This window comes from Achromobacter sp. ACM02 (genome assembly GCF_014851605.1).
Lineage (GTDB): Bacteria > Pseudomonadota > Gammaproteobacteria > Burkholderiales > Burkholderiaceae_B > Achromobacter > Achromobacter aegrifaciens.
This window is the reverse complement of the sequence record NZ_JACUZY010000001.1, coordinates 513,537-529,594: the sequence shown is the minus strand read 5'-3', so window position 1 is coordinate 529,594 and position 16,058 is coordinate 513,537. Positions and strand designations below refer to the sequence as shown.

At 69.5% G+C, this 16,058-nt stretch carries 14 protein-coding genes and 1 pseudogene; 9 read left to right on the top strand and 6 right to left on the bottom strand.

Translation table 11 applies throughout. The features are described from left to right. Positions 1 to 26: 26 nt before the first annotated feature. Positions 27 to 857 carry a prolipoprotein diacylglyceryl transferase family protein gene (locus IB258_RS02445; RefSeq protein WP_192352076.1) on the top strand — a complete coding sequence of 277 codons (831 nt, stop codon included), beginning with the start codon at positions 27 to 29 and terminating at the stop codon, positions 855 to 857. A gap of 12 nt (positions 858 to 869) precedes the next feature. On the opposite strand, the gene IB258_RS02440 is transcribed toward IB258_RS02445, so the two are convergent. From IB258_RS02440 to IB258_RS02425, 4 genes and pseudogenes are all read right to left on the bottom strand, one after another. Then, positions 870 to 1,193, bottom strand: coding sequence for a hypothetical protein (locus tag IB258_RS02440; RefSeq protein WP_192352075.1), 324 nt, complete (start codon positions 1,191 to 1,193; stop codon positions 870 to 872). Beyond that, entirely contained in the window at positions 1,190 to 2,338 is a 1,149-nt protein-coding gene (locus tag IB258_RS02435) for a thiolase family protein (RefSeq protein WP_192352074.1), read from the bottom strand. Before IB258_RS02435 ends, IB258_RS02440 begins: the two co-directional genes overlap by 4 nt. Beyond that, positions 2,335 to 3,648 carry an MFS transporter gene (locus tag IB258_RS02430; RefSeq protein WP_192352073.1) on the bottom strand — a complete coding sequence of 438 codons (1,314 nt, stop codon included), beginning with the start codon at positions 3,646 to 3,648 and terminating at the stop codon, positions 2,335 to 2,337. Before IB258_RS02430 ends, IB258_RS02435 begins: the two co-directional genes overlap by 4 nt. A gap of 36 nt (positions 3,649 to 3,684) precedes the next feature. Continuing rightward, positions 3,685 to 5,265: pseudogene (locus IB258_RS02425) on the bottom strand (ATP-dependent acyl-CoA ligase); the annotation flags it as partial. Between the two features lie 122 nt (positions 5,266 to 5,387). On the opposite strand from IB258_RS02425, the gene IB258_RS02420 reads away from it, so the two are divergent. Then, complete coding sequence (locus tag IB258_RS02420; protein WP_254593287.1) at positions 5,388 to 6,293, top strand: LysR family transcriptional regulator; 906 nt, start codon at positions 5,388 to 5,390, stop codon at positions 6,291 to 6,293. Between the two features lie 39 nt (positions 6,294 to 6,332). On the opposite strand, the gene argC is transcribed toward IB258_RS02420, so the two are convergent. Beyond that, complete coding sequence (argC, locus tag IB258_RS02415; RefSeq protein WP_192327711.1) at positions 6,333 to 7,265, bottom strand: N-acetyl-gamma-glutamyl-phosphate reductase; 933 nt, start codon at positions 7,263 to 7,265, stop codon at positions 6,333 to 6,335. Between the two features lie 132 nt (positions 7,266 to 7,397). On the opposite strand from argC, the gene IB258_RS02410 reads away from it, so the two are divergent. After that, positions 7,398 to 8,291 (top strand): LysR family transcriptional regulator, encoded by an 894-nt coding sequence (locus IB258_RS02410; protein WP_119451524.1) that lies wholly within the window; start codon positions 7,398 to 7,400, stop codon positions 8,289 to 8,291. On the opposite strand, the gene IB258_RS02405 is transcribed toward IB258_RS02410, so the two are convergent. Beyond that, complete coding sequence (locus IB258_RS02405) at positions 8,277 to 10,064, bottom strand: chloride channel protein (RefSeq protein WP_192352071.1); 1,788 nt, start codon at positions 10,062 to 10,064, stop codon at positions 8,277 to 8,279. The two genes, IB258_RS02410 and IB258_RS02405, sit on opposite strands and share 15 nt — an antisense overlap. An 80-nt stretch (positions 10,065 to 10,144) precedes the next feature. Here IB258_RS02405 and IB258_RS02400 point away from each other — a divergent pair, with 80 nt between their 5' ends. The 6 genes from IB258_RS02400 (at position 10,145) to IB258_RS02375 (ending at position 16,048) form a co-directional block, all read left to right on the top strand. Continuing rightward, positions 10,145 to 10,597 (top strand): MarR family winged helix-turn-helix transcriptional regulator, encoded by a 453-nt coding sequence (locus tag IB258_RS02400; protein WP_054454602.1) that lies wholly within the window; start codon positions 10,145 to 10,147, stop codon positions 10,595 to 10,597. 92 nt (positions 10,598 to 10,689) lie between these two features. Further along, on the top strand, positions 10,690 to 11,850 hold the full coding sequence (locus IB258_RS02395; RefSeq protein WP_370539803.1) for an HPP family protein: 1,161 nt from the start codon (positions 10,690 to 10,692) through the stop codon (positions 11,848 to 11,850). 63 nt (positions 11,851 to 11,913) lie between these two features. Beyond that, positions 11,914 to 13,353 (top strand): ATP-binding protein, encoded by a 1,440-nt coding sequence (locus IB258_RS02390; protein ID WP_192352070.1) that lies wholly within the window; start codon positions 11,914 to 11,916, stop codon positions 13,351 to 13,353. 17 nt (positions 13,354 to 13,370) lie between these two features. Continuing rightward, positions 13,371 to 13,979, top strand: coding sequence for a response regulator transcription factor (locus IB258_RS02385; RefSeq protein ID WP_119451527.1), 609 nt, complete (start codon positions 13,371 to 13,373; stop codon positions 13,977 to 13,979). Between the two features lie 141 nt (positions 13,980 to 14,120). Then, positions 14,121 to 14,606, top strand: a complete 486-nt coding sequence (locus IB258_RS02380; protein ID WP_054454605.1) for a heme-binding protein — start codon at positions 14,121 to 14,123, stop codon at positions 14,604 to 14,606. Positions 14,607 to 14,674: 68 nt separating this feature from the next. After that, the gene (locus tag IB258_RS02375) at positions 14,675 to 16,048 is read left to right on the top strand and encodes a 3-deoxy-D-arabino-heptulosonate 7-phosphate synthase (RefSeq protein ID WP_192352069.1); all 1,374 of its coding nucleotides are present in this window, start codon (positions 14,675 to 14,677) and stop codon (positions 16,046 to 16,048) included. Positions 16,049 to 16,058 lie beyond the last annotated feature (10 nt).

The window sequence follows — 16,058 nt, the reverse complement described above, 5'->3', positions numbered from 1 at the left end:
CCGCCGCGCCAGTTCCAGATTCACGCATGACGCCCGCCATCCGTATCGGTCCCCTCGTCTTTCCCTCGGACCTGCTGGTTCTCATCGTTGCCGCCGCTATCGGACTGCTGGCCGCCAGGCTGCTGACCCGCGGGCAGGAGTCCCGGCCCGACACCAGTACGGTGTTGTGGCGCGCGCTCATCATCGGCCTGGTCGTCGCCCGGCTCGGCTTTGTCTGGCAGTTCCAGGCCCACTTCATCGAGAATCCGCTCCGGATCCTGGACGTGCGCGATGGCGGCTGGGCCGGTATGGCCGGGCTTGCCGCGGCATGGCTCTACACGCTGTACGCGGCCTTGCGCCGCCAGGCGTCGCGGCCCGCGCTGCTGGGCGCGCTGGCGCTGGCCAGCGCGGTCTGGATAGGCGGCGGGCGGTGGCTGGCGCGCGCGCCGCAGGCCCTACCCGAACTGTCCGCGCTCGCCTTGCGTCAGCTGGACGGCACGCCCGCGGCGCTCGCGGCCTACCAGGGCAAACCTACCGTCATCAATCTATGGGCAAGCTGGTGCCCGCCTTGCCGCCGCGAAATGCCCGCATTCACCGCGGCGCAAGCGGCGCATCCCGATGTGAATTTCGTCTTCCTGAACCAGGCCGAAGCGCCGCCGGACGTGACGGCGTTCCTGGCGCAGCACGCGCCGTCGCTGCGCAACGTGCTGCTCGATCCCTCAGGCGCGGCCTCGCGCCAGATGAGCAACCGCGGCCTGCCCGCCACGCTGTTCCTGGACGCCCAGGGACGGCTGGTGGACCTGCGCGTGGGCGAGTTGTCCGCGGCTTCGCTGGCCCAGCGCCTGGAGGCGATCCAGGCGCCGGCCAGCGGCGATTGACGCGTTGGCGCTTCAGATCTGCGGTTCGGCCGCGACGCGGGCCCAAGGCAAAGGCCGCCCGTCCGTATCGCGTTCGAATAGCCACAGGCGCTGGCCCGCATGGGCGGGCGGTTCTTCCAGCCGCACGACCAGGACCGGTCCCGCGGGCAGCGCCCGGACCGTGGCGATGACTGCGGCAGGCGCACCGTTCCGCGACGGCAATTCGGTCCAGGCCTGCAACTCGGCCTGTTCCACCGCCGCCGCGCGCGCCTGTCCATGGCCGCAAGCCGGGCACCACAGCCGCATGGGATAGACCAGATGGCCGCAGCTGCAACATTGGCTGACGTCGACGCTCATGCTTCCTCCCGCGCCAGCACGGCCGCATTGGCGCACATCCCGTAACGCAGCTGCACCATGCCGTAGCCGGTAGCCACGCCGTGACGCGCGCCGCGCACCTGCCGTTCCCCTGCCTGCCCCAGCAATTGGCGCGCCACTTCGACCAGGCCATGCATGCCGCCGGCGGTGCCCGCCTGCCCGGCGGACAGTTGGCCGCCTGCGGTGTTGACCGGCAAGTCCCGGGTGGCCAGGCGGCGTGCGATGAAGCCAGGCAGGTCATCGATGCTGGCGAAGCCCAGATCGCACAGCTGCGCCAGCGCCATGGCGGGATAGTCGTCGTACACGCTGAGCACATCCATGTCTTCCGGTCCCAGGCCAGCGCGCTGCCAGAGCGCTGGCGCGAACGCCGCGATGCCGGTCTGCAATCCGTCGCCTTCCTGCTGGTCATCGTTGTAGCGCGCATCGCTGGCCAGCAGCCGCACGCTGATTCCCGCCGGACGCGCGCTCAGCACCAGCGCGCATGCCCCGCTGACCACCGGCACGCAATCCAGGCGTCCCAGCGGCGGCGCGACCATGGGCGCGGCCAGGTATTGCGCCAGGCTCAATGGATCGCGATACGCGGCGTTGGGGTTGCCTGCTGCCCATAGCCGCTGCGCGACGCATAGCGCGCCATAGTCCTCGCGGGCAAGACCGGCGCGCGCCATCTGCCTTTGCGTGAGCATGGCGAACAGGGGATTCGGCCCCTCGCAGCCCAGGGGACTGAGATAGTCCTGCGCGCTGCGGTTGTAGCCGCGTACCAGCCCTGCGAAATCGGCGCCCGTGAAATGGTCTCCCGCGACCAGCACGATCGTCTCGGCCTGCCCGGCCTGCAACGCGAGCCAGGCCTGGCGCAACAGGTTGATGGCGCTGGCGCCGCCCATTTCGTCCTGCATGCACCAGTTCAGCCGCAGTCCCAGGCGCCACGCCAGATCGATCGCGCGGTCTGGGCGCAGCGTGAATGAAGCCAGGCCCAGGCCGTCCACATCGCCGGGCTTCAACCCTGCGCCGCGCAGCGCCTGCGCGATCGCCTCGGCCATCAGGCCGGCCGTGCTGGTTCCCGGGCCGGGATGGCGCAGCGAAGGCGTTTCGCCCACGCCGACGATGCCCGGGCCGCGCGCCGCGCTCACGCCGACTCCTGCCGTGGGGGTTCGCGCGTCAGCAGCAAGGTGATCACGGTGACCGCGGCCATGCCCACCAGGAACCACGCCACCGGGGTCGCCGATTCATATTTGCGCAGCAGCGCCATGGCGATCAGCGGCGACAGACCGCCGGCGAATACAGAAGCCAGTTCATGCCCCAGCGCCAATCCGGTGTAGCGGACCTCTGCGGGAAACAGTTCGGCGAAATACGCCGGCTGGGTGCCGATCATCGCGGCATGGCAGACCGTGTTGCCCAGGAAGAAGGCCAGGAATATCCACACCGGCTCCTTGGTCTGCACCAGCCAGAAGAACGGGAATGCCACCAGCACCAGGCCGGCCGAACCAATCAGGTACACCGTCCGCCGGCCGATGCGATCGGACAGGTGGCCGAACCAGACCAGCGTGCCGAGCTCGATGAACATCGACACCAGCACGCCGCCCAGCATGACGTCGTTGGGTATGCCAAGGAATTTGCCGTAGGCCAGCGCAAACGCCAGGAAGATGTACGACCCGCCGTTCTCGGCCACGCGCAATCCCATCGCGGTAAAGACCTGGCGCGGATAGCGGCGGAACACTTCGACTGCCGGCATGCCGCGCTTGGCGGTCTTGGCGGCCTGCACGAATTCATCGCTTTCGGGGATGTGCTTGCGGATGTAGAGGCCCACGCCGAAGATCAGCACGTTCAAGAGGAACGGCAGGCGCCAGCCCCAGCTCATGAAGGCTTCCTGCGGCAGCTGCTGCGCCAGCATGAAGACGCCCGACGACAGCACGAAGCCGCCCGCCACTCCCAATTGGCTGAAGGACGAGAAGTAGCCGCGGCGCTTGCCCCCGACCGCCTCGCTGATCAGCAGCACGCCCCCGCCCCACTCGCCGCCCGCGGCCGCGCCTTGCAGGATGCGCAACACCACCATGGCAACCGGCGCCCAGAAGCCGACCTGATCATAGGTAGGCAACAGCCCGATCAGGAAGGTGGCGGCGCCCATCAAGCCCAGGGTCCATTCCAGCGCCAGCTTGCGGCCGTAGCGGTCGCCGATATGGCCGAAGATCACGCCGCCCAGCGGCCGCGCCAGGAAGCCGACCGCAAAGCCGGCAAACGCCCCCATGGTGCCCAGCAGCGGGTCGGTGCCCTTGGGAAAGAACAGTTCGCCGAACACCAGCGCCGCCGCCGTGCCGTAGATGAAGAAGTCATACCATTCCATCGCGTTGCCCGCGACGGACGCCATCACCACGCGCCGCGTGCGTTTTCTGCGCGCATCGTCGCCGGCGGCCGCGGCCGCCCCCTTGTATGCCATCGTCATTGCCGCCCCTAGTCTGTTTGAATGGATTGATGACGCTCAGCGCGCCACGCGATAGCCGGCGGCGTCGCGGTCCCAGGCGTCGCCGGTAATGCCCTCGTCCCGCAAGCGGAACTTGCGGATCTTGCCGTTCTCGGTGCGCGGCAAATCGTCCAGTACGCGCAGATAGCGCGGTACGGCGAAATACGGCATACGGGGCTGGCAGAAGTCCAACAGCGTCTCGGGCGCGATAGCCTGCCCGGTCTTGTAGACCAGCGCCGCCATGACCTCGTCTTCCGCCAGATCGGAACGCACCGCGTAGACCGCCACGGCGGCAACCGCCGGATGCGCCAGCAGCACCTGCTCCACCTCGTACGAGGAAATGTTCTCGCCGCGTCGGCGGATGGCGTCCTTCGTACGGTCCAGGAAGCAGAAATAGCCGTCCGCATCGCGCACCACCCGGTCGCCCGTGTGGAACCAGAGATTGCGCCAGGCTTCCACCGTCTTGTCGTCCATGCCGAAATAGCCGGTGGCGATGGCGTATGGGATGTGCGAGCGCAACAGCAATTCGCCCGGCGTGCCGTCTGGCACCGCCGCGTCGTGCTCGTCAGCCGCCATCGCATCGAATTCGGGCGCGACGCGCCCCATCGTGCCCGGCCGCTGCTCGTCCAGCGTGCCGCCCAGCGCGAAGTTGGTTTCCGTCGAGCCGTAGCCTTCCAGCAGCGCGATGCCCGTGCGTTCGGCGAATGCCGCATGGAAGCGTTCGGGCACCCCGGGCGCCAGCGCAATCCGCGCGCGCTGACGCCGTTCGGCTGCGGCAGGCGGCTGCGCCAGCAGCATGGGCACCATGGCGCCCAGCAGATAGGTCACCGTGGCGCCCGTGGCCTCCAGCCGGTCGAAATATCGACTGGCCGAGAAGCGCTCGTCGCAGATGATGGTCGCGCCCGTGACCAGCGCCTGGAAGCAGGCGTTCAGGGCATTGGTATGGAACAGCGGCAGGCTCGTGTAGAGCACGTCGCTCTCGGCGATTTCCAGGTTGCGCGCGGCGATCCTGCCCCACCAGTAGAACTGCGCGTGCGGACAGCACACGCCTTTGGACAGGCCTGACGTGCCCGAGGTGTACAGGATGGCCAGCGTATCTCCCGGCCCGAGGTCGGCTGCCGGCGGCAGCGGCGTGTCCGGTGCGGGAGGAGGCGGGTACGCTTGCACCGGCAGCGCGTCGGCGTAGCCGTCCAGCAGCCAGATGCGCTTCAAGGCCAGGGGCTGCATGTCCAGTGCAGCCAGCGCGGGACAGCACGCGGCGTCGGCCACCAGCAAGCGGCAACCGCTGTTGGCGAGGATGTGCTGCAACTGCATGCCGCGCGACGCCGTGTTGATGGGCACAACCACCGCCCCCAGCCAGCCGCAGCCCAGCACGATGGACAGGAATTCATGCCGGTTGCCGGCCATCAGCCCGACCCGGTCGCCCCGGGCGACGCCGGCCGAAGCCAGGCGCGCGGCCCAGTCCGCTGCATGCCCGGGAGCATCGCCGTAGCGCAGTGCGCCGCCTGGCGCCTGCACCCATGTGCGCTCGCCCCATCGGGCGCCCTGCTCCAGCAACAACGACGGCAGTGTCAACGCATGCATGGCGGTGCTTCCCCTGTGTTGCGGCCATCGGCAAGCGTTGCCCCAGCCTTATGAAATTAGTCTAGGAATCAACTATTTATATGTCAAATTTATGGATATTATTTATCTTATAAATCAAGCTGATATGAGAGGCATGCGTGGACTTCGATCTGAACCTCATGCGGGTTTTCCTGACCGTGCTGCAGGAACGCAGCGTCACGCGCGCGGCGCAGCGCCTGAACCTGACGCAGCCCGCCGTGAGCTACGCGCTGGCGCGCTTGCGCGAAAAATTCGACGACCCCCTGTTCGCGCGCACGGCGTCCGGCATGCAGCCCACGCCGGTCGCGTTTGCCCTGGCCGACCCCATAGAGCGCGGCATGAACAGCTTTGCGGAAGCGGTCAACCTGCGGCAGCGCTTCGAGCCCGCAAGCAGCACCCGGCGCTTTCGCCTGTCCATGTCCGATATCGGTGAAATGGTGTTCCTGCCGTCATTGATGGAACGCGTGCACGCCCTGGCGCCGCGTCTGCAGGTGGAAGTATTGGAGATCCCGCTGGAACGGCTGCCGCAGGCGCTGAAAGACGGCGAGGTCGATCTCGCCATCGGCAACCTGGCCGGGCTGGGCAGCGAGACCTGCCACGCGGAACTGTTCAGCGAACGCTACACCTGCATGGGCAGGCGCGGCCATCCGGTGTTGTCGGCGGGCCTCACCCGTAGCCAATACAAGCGCCTGGACCACATCCTGGTGGCCTCGCGAGCCAGCGCCCACCGCTTGCTGGACGATGTGCTGAGCGAGGCCGGCCTGCCGCGCAGGCCATATCTGACCTTGCCGCATTTCTCGGCGGCCGCCGAGATCGTGCGGCGCACCGATCTCACCATGACCCTGCCGCTGCGGGCCGCGATCTGGTTCAACCACGACGACGCGTTCCAGATACGCCCGCTGCCCATCGCGCTGCCGCCGCTGTCCGTGACGGTGCATTGGCACGCGCGCTTCGAAAGCGATCCGGGCACCGTCTGGCTGCGCCGCCTGGTGGTGGAGACGCTGGCGGACCGGGCTACGGCCTGAGCCAGCGCGGGCCGTTGCGGCAGCCCAGGGCCATGGTGGTTATTTCAGCGCGGCCAGCATCAGGTCCAGGTTCTGCACCGCCGCGCCCGACGCGCCCTTGCCCAGGTTGTCGAAGACCGCCGTCAGCAACACCTGGCCGTGCTGCGCATTGCCGTACACGGCCAGGCGCAGGTCGTTGGTGCCATTGAGCGCCTGCGGATCCAGGTGCGTATGGGCGGCCGCGTCCTGCGGGGCCACGACCTGCACGTGGCGCGCGCCCTCGTAATGCTGCTGCAGGCAGGCGTGCAGGCGTTCCATGTCGACGCCCGCCGGCAGCAGGCGCAACTGCAGCGGCACGGTCAGGACGATGCCCTGGCGATACGCGCCGTAGGCCGGCACGAACACCGGCCGCTGCGTCAGGCCCGCATGCCGCTCGATCTCGGGCGTGTGCTTGTGCGCCAGGCCCAGGCCGTAGAGCTGGAACGCCGGTCCCGGCGCGCCGTCCGCGGCTTCGTAGGTGTCCACCGCCGCGCGCCCGCCGCCCGAATAGCCTGATACCGCGTGCACCACCACCGGATAGTCGGCCGGCACCAGCCCGGCCCGCACCAGCGGACCCAGCAACGCGACCGCGCCCGTGGGATAACAACCCGGGTTGCTGACCCGCAGCGCCTGGGCGATCAGTCCGGCCTGCTCCGCGTTCATTTCCGGAAAGCCATAGACCCAGCCCGGCGTCGTGCGGTGGGCGGAACTGGCGTCTATCACCCGTACCGCGGGATTGACGATGGACGCGGCAGCCTGACGCGCCGGTTCGTCCGGCAGGCAGAGAATGGCGATGTCGCAGCCGTTGATCGCCTGCGCGCGGCGTTGCGGGTCCTTGCGTTCCGCCTCGGGCAGCGTCAGCAGCCGCAGGTCCGTGCGCCCATGCAGGCGTTCATGGATCTGCAGGCCGGTGGTGCCCTGGTCGCCGTCGATGAAAACTAGAGGTTGGGTCATGGCGCTTGCGTCCTGGATCAAAGGCGCGCCGGAAGGGGTTCCGGGCGCAGGACTCCATCATCGGCTGGACTGGCAGATAACAAAAGTCGAATATCATGACTATCCAATTCAGCTTTCCTGAACGACACCGCCATGCGTGAAATCAGCCTGGACCGCCTGCGCACCCTGGTTGCCATTGCCGACCTGGGCTCGTTCGCCGACGCGGCGCGCGCGCTGCATCTGGCCCCGCCCACCGTCAGCCTGCATGTGGCCGACCTGGAGGAACGCATTGGCGCGCCGCTGCTCACGCGCAAGCGCGGCCAGGTCCGCCCCACCGCCATCGGCGAAACCCTGCTGGAACGCGCGCGCCGCCTGCTGGCCGATGCCGACCAGGCGCTGGACGACGTGCAGCGGCAGGTGCAGGGCTTGTCCGGGCGCGTGCGGCTGGGCGCCTCCACCGGCGCCATCGCCCATTTGTTGCCGCAGGCCCTGGAAACGCTGGGGCGCAACCATCCCGGCATCGACGTGCAGGTGGCCGTGCTGACTTCGCAGGAAACCTTGCTGCGCCTGGCCGACGGTTCGCTGGACGTGGGCCTGGTGGCCCTGCCCCAGCCGCCGCTGGAAGGCCTGGTGCTGCGCCCCTGGCGGCGCGACCCGGTCATGGCCTTCCTTCCCGCCAGCTGGAAAGCGCCCGCGCGCCTGACGCCGGCCTGGCTGGCCGAACGGCCGCTGATCTTGAACGACGCCAGCACAAGACTGTCGCGTCTGACGGGCGAATGGTTCGCCGCCGCCGGCCTGAACCCGCGCGCCCGCATCCAGCTGAATTACAACGACGCCATCAAGAGCCTGGTGGCCGCGGGCTACGGCGCCACGCTGCTGCCGCACGAGGCCACCGCGCCGCAGCCGGATCCGCGCATCGAGATGCGCGCGCTGCGGCCGGCCCTTTGGCGTCCGCTGGGCATCGCGCACCGCGCCGGGCAGGTGGAGCAAGCCACCCGGCACGTGCTGGACGTGCTGTGGGAGTTGCGCGCCTCACCCGCCCGCTGAAGGCGTGCGGCGGAAATACGCCGTGCGCTGGCTTTCCTCGCGCAGCCGCCGCGCGCGCGAGCGGAACAGGTCCTTGCGCCCCACGATGCCCACCAGCCGGCCGTTGGCCCGGTCCAGGATGGGTATGCGGCCGGCGCCGGTCAGCGCCATGCGGTCGGCGATCTGGCTGGCCAGTTCCTCGGGATGGCCGTACACCAGGTCGCGGCCTTGCAAAGCTTCGCCCAGCGTGCGCCCGGTCTGCTCGTCGTCGATGGCCCAGGCCAGGGTATCGGCGCGCGTGACTTCGCCCACCACCGCGCCTGCGGCATCCAGCACCGGATAGCTGGTGTGCACCGGCTGCGCCGTCGTGAAGTGGGCGATGGCCTGCGCCACTGTCCAATCGGCCGGCAGCGTCTGAACCGGCGTGGTCATCACCTGGCTGACCCGCAGCAAGTCGAAGGGATCCACGCGGTACTCGCGGCTGATGTGATGGCCACGCCGCGCGATCTTCTCGGTCAGGATGGAACGCTTGAGCAGCAGCACCGTCATCCCATACGCGAACACGCAGGCCGCCAGCACCGGCAGCAGCGCGCCCATGTCGCCGGTCAGCTCCACCGCGAACAGGGTCGCGGTCAGAGGCGCGCGCATGGTGCCGCCCATCATCGCGGCCATGCCCAGCAGCGCCCAGAAACCCGGATCGGCCTGCGGCAGCAACGGCGTGGCCAATGCGCCCAACGCGCCGCCGAATATCAACAACGGCGCCAGCACCCCGCCCGAGGTCCCCGACCCCAGCGCGACGGACCAGATGATGACCTTGACCGCCAAAAGCAGCAGCACGGCCTGGAACGCCAGGTCGCCCGCCAACAGATGGCGGATGTTGTCGTAGCCGACGCCCAGCGCCGCCGGCTCGATCAAGCCGCCCAGGCCGATCACCAGGCCGCCGAAGGCCGGCCACCACATCCAGTGCAGCGGCAGTTTCTCGAACAGGTCCTCGGCCGCATAGACCATGGAGGTCAGCACGCCCGATCCCAGCCCGGCCAGCACGCCCACGGCGGCGCAGGCCAGCAGATGCGCGGGCGTGAACCCCAGCGAACCCGAATACGCGAATATCGGTCCGCCATCCAGCACGAAGGCGCGCGTGGCCGCCGCCACCAGCGCCGCCATCGCCACCGGCAGGAAGCTGCGCGGCTTCCATTCGAACAGCAGCAGCTCAACCGCCAACAGCACCGCCGCCAAGGGCGTGGCAAAGATGGCCGTCATGCCCGCGGCCGCGCCGGCCACCAGCAGGGTCTTGCGTTCGCCGTCGTCCAGGTGGATGGTCTGCGCCAGCAGCGAGCCGATGGCGCCGCCCGTCATGATGATCGGGCCTTCGGCCCCGAACGGGCCGCCCGTGCCGATGGAGATGGCGGAAGACACGGGCTTCAACACCGCCACCTTGGGCTGGATGCGACTCTTGCCGATCAGGATGGCTTCCATCGCCTCCGGAATCCCGTGGCCGCGGATCTTTTCCGAACCGTAGCGCGCCATGAAGCCGATGATGAGGCAGCCCACCACCGGAATGGCGACTGAAGCCAGGCCCAGGTGGCCTGTCGTGATGGGCTGGTCCTTGAAGGAGAACTGCTGGTGGTACGCCAGATTGGTGCACAGCGCGATCAGCCGCAGCAGGGCCCAGGCCGCGGCTACGCTGGCCAGGCCGACCGGGATGGCCAGGCCCATGAGCAGGACCACGCGTTTGTCCGTGGTGAAGTCGCCCAGGCGCAGCGCGGCCCGGGCGGAGGAAGAAGTGGGAGGCATGTTCGAAGACGGGAAGAATTGCGCAGGGATTTGCGAAATGTCATATATATCGTATCACGACATATATTAGAATCGCCCAGGTGAAACCGCCCTCGCCCCCACCCCAGCTGACCGCCACGGACTACGAGCTCCTGGCCGACTTCCGCTATGCGCTGCGCCGCTTTGCCGCCTTCAGCGAAAACGCCGCCGCCGGACTGGACCTGATGCCGCAGCAGCACCAGGCCCTGCTCGCCATCAAGGGCACGCGCAAGAACGTCCCTGGCCGCCGCGGCCTGTACGTGGGCGAAATCGCCGAACGCCTCCTGATCCGGCCCCACACCGCCGCCGAACTGGTGGGCCGGCTGGCGCGCCTGGATCTGGTCAGCCGCGAGGCGGACCCCGAGGACGGCCGCCGCGTAGAGGTCGTGCTGACCGCGAAGGCCGAGCGCATGCTCGAAGACCTCTCGGCCTCGCACCTGGAAGAACTACGCGCCATGCGCCCGCTGCTGACGCGCCTGCTGACCCGCATCGGCGACGACTCCGGCAACGCCTGATCCACGCCCTGCTGCATAAGCTTATGCAGCGCAGCTTTGCCTCGCGTGATAAATTGTCGCCCCGCGACATATCGATGCGCGAGGAGATCGTTTTGGGTGTAGCAATCAAGCGCTGGCTGGGCTCGTTCGCGCCAGCGCCGGTGGGCGTCAACGGACGCGAGAAGCTCTACGGCGTGCTGGGCGCGCTGCTTGGCCTGTTCTGCACGGAATGGGTGGGCCGCCACGCGCTGGGCGACGCCAGCCCCTGGTTCATCGCCCCCATGGGCGCGTCCGCCGTGCTGCTGTTCGCCGCCCCAGCCAGTCCGCTCGCCCAACCCTGGTCCATCATGGCCGGCAATCTGGTATCGGCCCTGATCGGCGTCTTCTGCGCCCAGTTCATCCCTGTGCCCGGCGTGGCTGCCGCCGTGGCGGTGGCGCTGGCCATTGGCGCCATGTTCTCTTTGCGCTGCCTGCATCCGCCCAGCGGCGCAGTGGCGCTGACCGCCGTGCTGGGCGGCCCCGCGGTCGCCAGCCTGGGCTACGGCTTTGCGCTCTGGCCCGTGGCGCTGAACTCCGCCATCCTGCTGTGCATCGCCGTGGTCTTCAATGGCGCGCTCAAGCGCAATTATCCGCGCCGCCACGCCGACCCGGCCGCCGGCCACAACACCCGCGACCTCGCACCCAGCGCTCGCCTGGGCTTCAGCCTGGCCGACCTGGACGACGCGCTCACGCAGCGCGGCGAGCTGCTGGACATCAGCAAGGAAGACCTGGAAGAAATCGTCCTGGCCGCGGAAATGCGCGCCAGCGTGCGCCGCTTCGGCGACGTGCATTGCGCCGACATCATGTCGCGCGACGTAGTCACGGTACAGGCCCAGGACCCGCTGGACTACACCGTGCGCCTGTTCGACAAGCATCGCCTGCAGGCATTGCCGGTGCTGGATTCGGCCGGCCGCTACGCCGGCATGGTCAGCCAGGGCGACGTGCTGGCGCGCCGGACCCGGCTGGCTGCCGTCGCCGTCGATGCGGATGCCGCGCCCGACCTGCTGGTGGCCGATTGCATGCGCAGCGAAGTGCCCTTCGCCACCCCGGGCCTGCCCGTCATCGAACTGGCCCGCCCCATGTCGGACAGCCTGCATTGCGTGCCGGTGCTGGACGAAGCGCGCAACCTGGTCGGACTGGTGACGCAATCTGACCTGGTGGCGGCGCTGTACCAGATCGCGCTCGCGGCCAGCTCGCAGTCGCCGGACCCGGACGCCCAGCGACTGGCGGCCTGAACGCCAACCCTCCGTAGCCCTACGGATTCCTGCCCGCGTTGGCCGCAAGGCATAATTTCAGGCGTGAATCCCCTATCGCGCGCTCGCGCCTTCTTCTGCTGGCTGGTCCTGTTCACCTTCGGCGCCCTCTGGATCGGGCGGCAGGACTATGTGGACCAGTACGAACGCTTCACCCAGAGCACCAGCGTGGCGCAGCGCATGCTGAGCCAAAAAACGGTGCAGCATGAAGCCGTGCTGGCGACGCTGGCCGCCCTTTCCCATCCCCCCGCTCCGGAACGCCTCTACCCCAGCCTGCGGCCGGCCATGCCCCAACTGCTGGGGCTGGGCTACCTGCCCGGCGGCGCCTGGAGCGGCAGCGTGGCGGAACCTCCGGGCCTTGCCGCCGCCGTCGACCGCGCGCGCGGCCTGGGCCGGCCGGTGACGCTGCCAGTGGACAGCGCCCGCTACTGGCTGGTGGCGCCCTCGGGCTGGAGCCTGCTGCTGGACGCCAGCCAGCTGATACCCGCGGCCGACTTTCCTCCCGGCCTTGCCAACCTCACCCTGACGGTGGACCAGACCCCGCTGCGGCTGCTGGACAAGCAGCCCGACGCCGGCAGCCTCGGCTGGCCGCTGGCCCTGCAAAAGCCGCTGGGCGCGGCCAGCCAACCCTTCCAGATGCGCAGCACGCGCACGCTGACGCCCGGCGCCTGGCCCTGGGCCACCTGGCTCGCCTGGGGCCTGGCCAGCGCGCTGCTGGTGGCCGGCGCCGCGGCGTGGCAGCGCTCGCGCGCCCAGGCCCGCCGCCACCAGGAACAACTGCGCCTGGGCGCCATGGCGCGCCTGAGCACGCTGGGCGAAATGGCCGCCGGCATCGCCCATGAACTGAACCAGCCGCTGACCGCCATCCTGGCCCAGACCCGCGCCGCCGAGCGGCTGCTGGACGACGAAGAGGAACGCCCCGCCGTGCGCCACGCGCTATTGGCCAGCGCCGAACAGGCCAAGCGCGCGGCCGAAATCATCAGCCGCATGCGCGCCCTGGTGCAGCCCAGCTCGCCCGCCCGGCGCGAGGCGCTGGACCCCGACGCCTTGGTGGCGTCGCTGCGCTTTCTGCGCGAAACGGAACTGGCCCGGCTAGGCATACGGCTGAGCTGGCACAACGCCAGCCCAGGCGTGCGGCCGCTCGGCGACCGCGTGGCCCTGGAGCAGATCCTGCACAATCTGGTGCAGAACGCCGCCGATGCGCTGGCCGACGTTCCCGGACCGCGCCAGATCTTGCTGGAAGGCCGCGCCGATGGCGACGCCTACCTGTTCAGCGTCAGCGACACCGGCCCCGGCATCGCCGCCGACGCGCTGCCGCGCCTGTTCGCTCCCTTCTACACCACGCGGCCACAAGGCATGGGCCTGGGCCTGGCGCTGTGCGACACGCTGGCCGGCTCCATGGACGGCCGCATCGCCGCGCGCAATCTCAGCCCGGCAGGCGCCTGCTTCACGGTCAGCCTGCCGCGCGCCGCCGCCGCCGCATGATGACGCAGGAATCTCCCATGTTCGAACAATCCCCGCTGGTCTATCTGGTCGATGACGACGACGCCGTGCGCGACGGCCTGGCGCTGCTGCTGCGCAGCGTCGGCCTGCGCAGCGAGGGCCATGGCGACCCGCAGGCCTTCCTGGCCCGGTTGCACCCGCAGGCCATCGGCTGCGTGGTCCTGGACATCCGCATGCCCGGCATCAGCGGCCTGGACGTGCTGAGCCGGCTGGCCGAGCAATCGGACCTGCCCGTGGTCATGCTGACCGGCCACGCCAACGTGGACCTGTGCCGCCGCGCGTTCAAGGGTGGCGCCATGGAATTCCTGCAAAAGCCCGTGGACGACGACGTCTTCCTGGACGCCGTGCAGGCCGCCGTGCGCACCCACATCGCCAGCCGCGAAAAACTCGCCGTGACGCAGGCCGCGCAGGAACGGCTGGACAAGCTTTCCGGCCGCGAACGCGATGTGCTGGAACGCGTCGTGCAAGGCCTGAGCAATAAGGAGATCGCGCGCGAATTCGACCTGTCGCCGCGCACGGTGGAGACCTACCGCGCCAACGTCTTCGCCAAGCTGGAAGCGGACAACCTGGCCGGACTGATCCGCGAATACGCAGGGCTGCTGGCCTGAAGGCTGTCGACGCGGCGGGCAGCCTTGCGCAGCCTCCCTCCGTAGCCCTACGGAGGCCCCAGCGTAGCCGACCGAATACCGCCGATCGGCTGTCATCTTTAATCTGTCTGTTCCTGTCACCGACCCACTAAGGACACAGACATGTCGCCCAAATTCATCGCTTTCGCCGCCCTGTTCGCCTGCGCCGGCGCCGCCAACGCCGCCGTGCTCAACGAGAGCAACCTGTCCATGGCCGACGCGCAGAAGCTGGCGACGGCCACCGTCGCCGCCTGCCAGGCCAAGGGCTACAACGTGAGCGCCTCGGTCGTGGACCGCGCCGGCCTGCTCAAGGCCTTCGCCCGCGCCGACAATGCCGGCCCGCACACCATCGAAGCCAGCCGTGCGAAAGCGTTTACAGCCGCGTCCGCCAAGACCCCGACGCTGACGATGCTGGAAAACGTCCAGAAGAATCCCGCCGCAGCCACCCTGACCGACATTCCGGGCTTCCTGGTGCTGGGCGGCGGCGTGCCCGTGAAGGCCGGTTCGGCCGTGATCGGCGCCATCGGCGTGGCGGGCGCACCCGGCGGCAACCTGGACGCGCAATGCGCCGACACCGCCTTGCAGGAAAACGCCGCGCTGTTCAAGTAAGAAGCCGCTGCCGGCCAGGGCGCGGTGCGTTTGCCGCGCCGGCGGCATCGCGGTAGGCTTGGGGCGCCATGCCCCAGCCGCCCTCCCTATCCCTGCTCGACGCCATCCTGCGCCGCACCGCCCGGCGCTATCGCGTGCCGGCCATTTCCCGCATCCCCACGGAAGACGCCCCGCCCGCGACCGCTCTGGCCGTCGCCATCGAACAGGCGCGCCAGTCGGTCGAAGATGGCGCCGCGCCGCCGGCCGCGGTCGAGCGAGCCTTTCTCGACGCCCTGGCGCGCCTGATCCGCGACGCCATGCGCGAGTCCGACGGCGATCCGGCATTCCAGGCCATGCTGCTGCGGCACCGCCTGCCGCTCGTGCGCGAGTATGCCTCCCTGGCCGCGCGCGCAGCCCAGGACCGCCGCGAGATCATTGCCGCCGCCAACGCAGTCGCCCATCCCGCCAAGCTTGAACGCATGCCGGCAGGCCCCGCGCGCGACGCCATGGCCGCCTTGCAGGCTGCGGCGGCATCCGACTCCTGGACGGCGCTGCCCGATGCCGCGCGCCGGCTTCTTGGTTTGTCCGCCGAAGCCCAGCCGGCCTCTGCCGCTCTCGACCGTCTGCTCGCCAGCCCCGCGCTGGATCATCTGCAACGCCTGGACGTCCTGACGGCCGACAGCGACGTGCGCCGCTACCGCGCCTTGTGGGAACAGCAAGGCCCGCGCCCGGGCAGCGCCAGCGCCCTGGCCGAAGGCAACGCCTCGCGGTTGCGCGGCGACGCCGTCGAGGCGCAAGCGCTGCAAGCGCTCCAGGCCCTGGCACGCCGCCTCAACGACGCCGATGGCAGCCCAGCCTACCAGGCCGTGTCGTCCATGCGCGTACCGCCTTCGATGCCCGCCAACGCCGACCGCGCCAAGACCGAATGGGATGCCGCGCTGCTGCGCCAGGCGGAAGGCGATGGCGGGCCGCCGGCCTGGGACCTGTGCCTGCTTCTCGAAGCCAAGGCCTCGGCCGACGCAGCCGCCACCGACTTCCCGCGCCTGTTGCGCGGGCTGCGCCTGCTGGCGCAAGCCGATCCGCGGACCGACTACGCCTTCAGTACGCGCCAGGGCCGGTTCCCCCTGCGCGGCGCGGCGCTGCGGGCGTTGCCGGCCGAAGGCCAGCGGCTCGATACCACCGTGCTCTATGTCTGCGATGGCCCGGCAGACGCGATCCCGCGCCTGCTCAGCGCCGCCAGCCGCATGCAGCTGCTGTCCGCGCCGCCCAGCCTGGAATATGCCGGTCTGCTGGCGCAGGGCCTGGACGCAGCCCCCGATACCTTGGAGCCGGTCTGGCAACAGCTGCTGCAATCGGCGCAATGGACCGGCGTGCTGCAGCAGTACCCGACGCTATGCCAGGCGCGCGAACTGATGGCGCACCCGGATGACCTGATGGCCGCGATCAAAGGCACTGCACGCTGAAGCCGGGGCC

Coding starts and splice junctions, on each gene's coding strand:
- IB258_RS02430 (WP_192352073.1), bottom strand. CDS start 3,648: ATGACGATGGCATACAAGGGGGCGGCCGCGGCCGCCGGCGACGATGCG.
- IB258_RS02440 (WP_192352075.1), bottom strand. CDS start 1,193: ATGAGCGTCGACGTCAGCCAATGTTGCAGCTGCGGCCATCTGGTCTAT.
- argC (WP_192327711.1), bottom strand. CDS start 7,265: ATGACCCAACCTCTAGTTTTCATCGACGGCGACCAGGGCACCACCGGC.
- IB258_RS02405 (WP_192352071.1), bottom strand. CDS start 10,064: ATGCCTCCCACTTCTTCCTCCGCCCGGGCCGCGCTGCGCCTGGGCGAC.
- IB258_RS02380 (WP_054454605.1), top strand. CDS start 14,121: ATGTCGCCCAAATTCATCGCTTTCGCCGCCCTGTTCGCCTGCGCCGGC.
- IB258_RS02385 (WP_119451527.1), top strand. CDS start 13,371: ATGTTCGAACAATCCCCGCTGGTCTATCTGGTCGATGACGACGACGCC.
- IB258_RS02445 (WP_192352076.1), top strand. CDS start 27: ATGACGCCCGCCATCCGTATCGGTCCCCTCGTCTTTCCCTCGGACCTG.
- IB258_RS02375 (WP_192352069.1), top strand. CDS start 14,675: ATGCCCCAGCCGCCCTCCCTATCCCTGCTCGACGCCATCCTGCGCCGC.
- IB258_RS02410 (WP_119451524.1), top strand. CDS start 7,398: ATGCGTGAAATCAGCCTGGACCGCCTGCGCACCCTGGTTGCCATTGCC.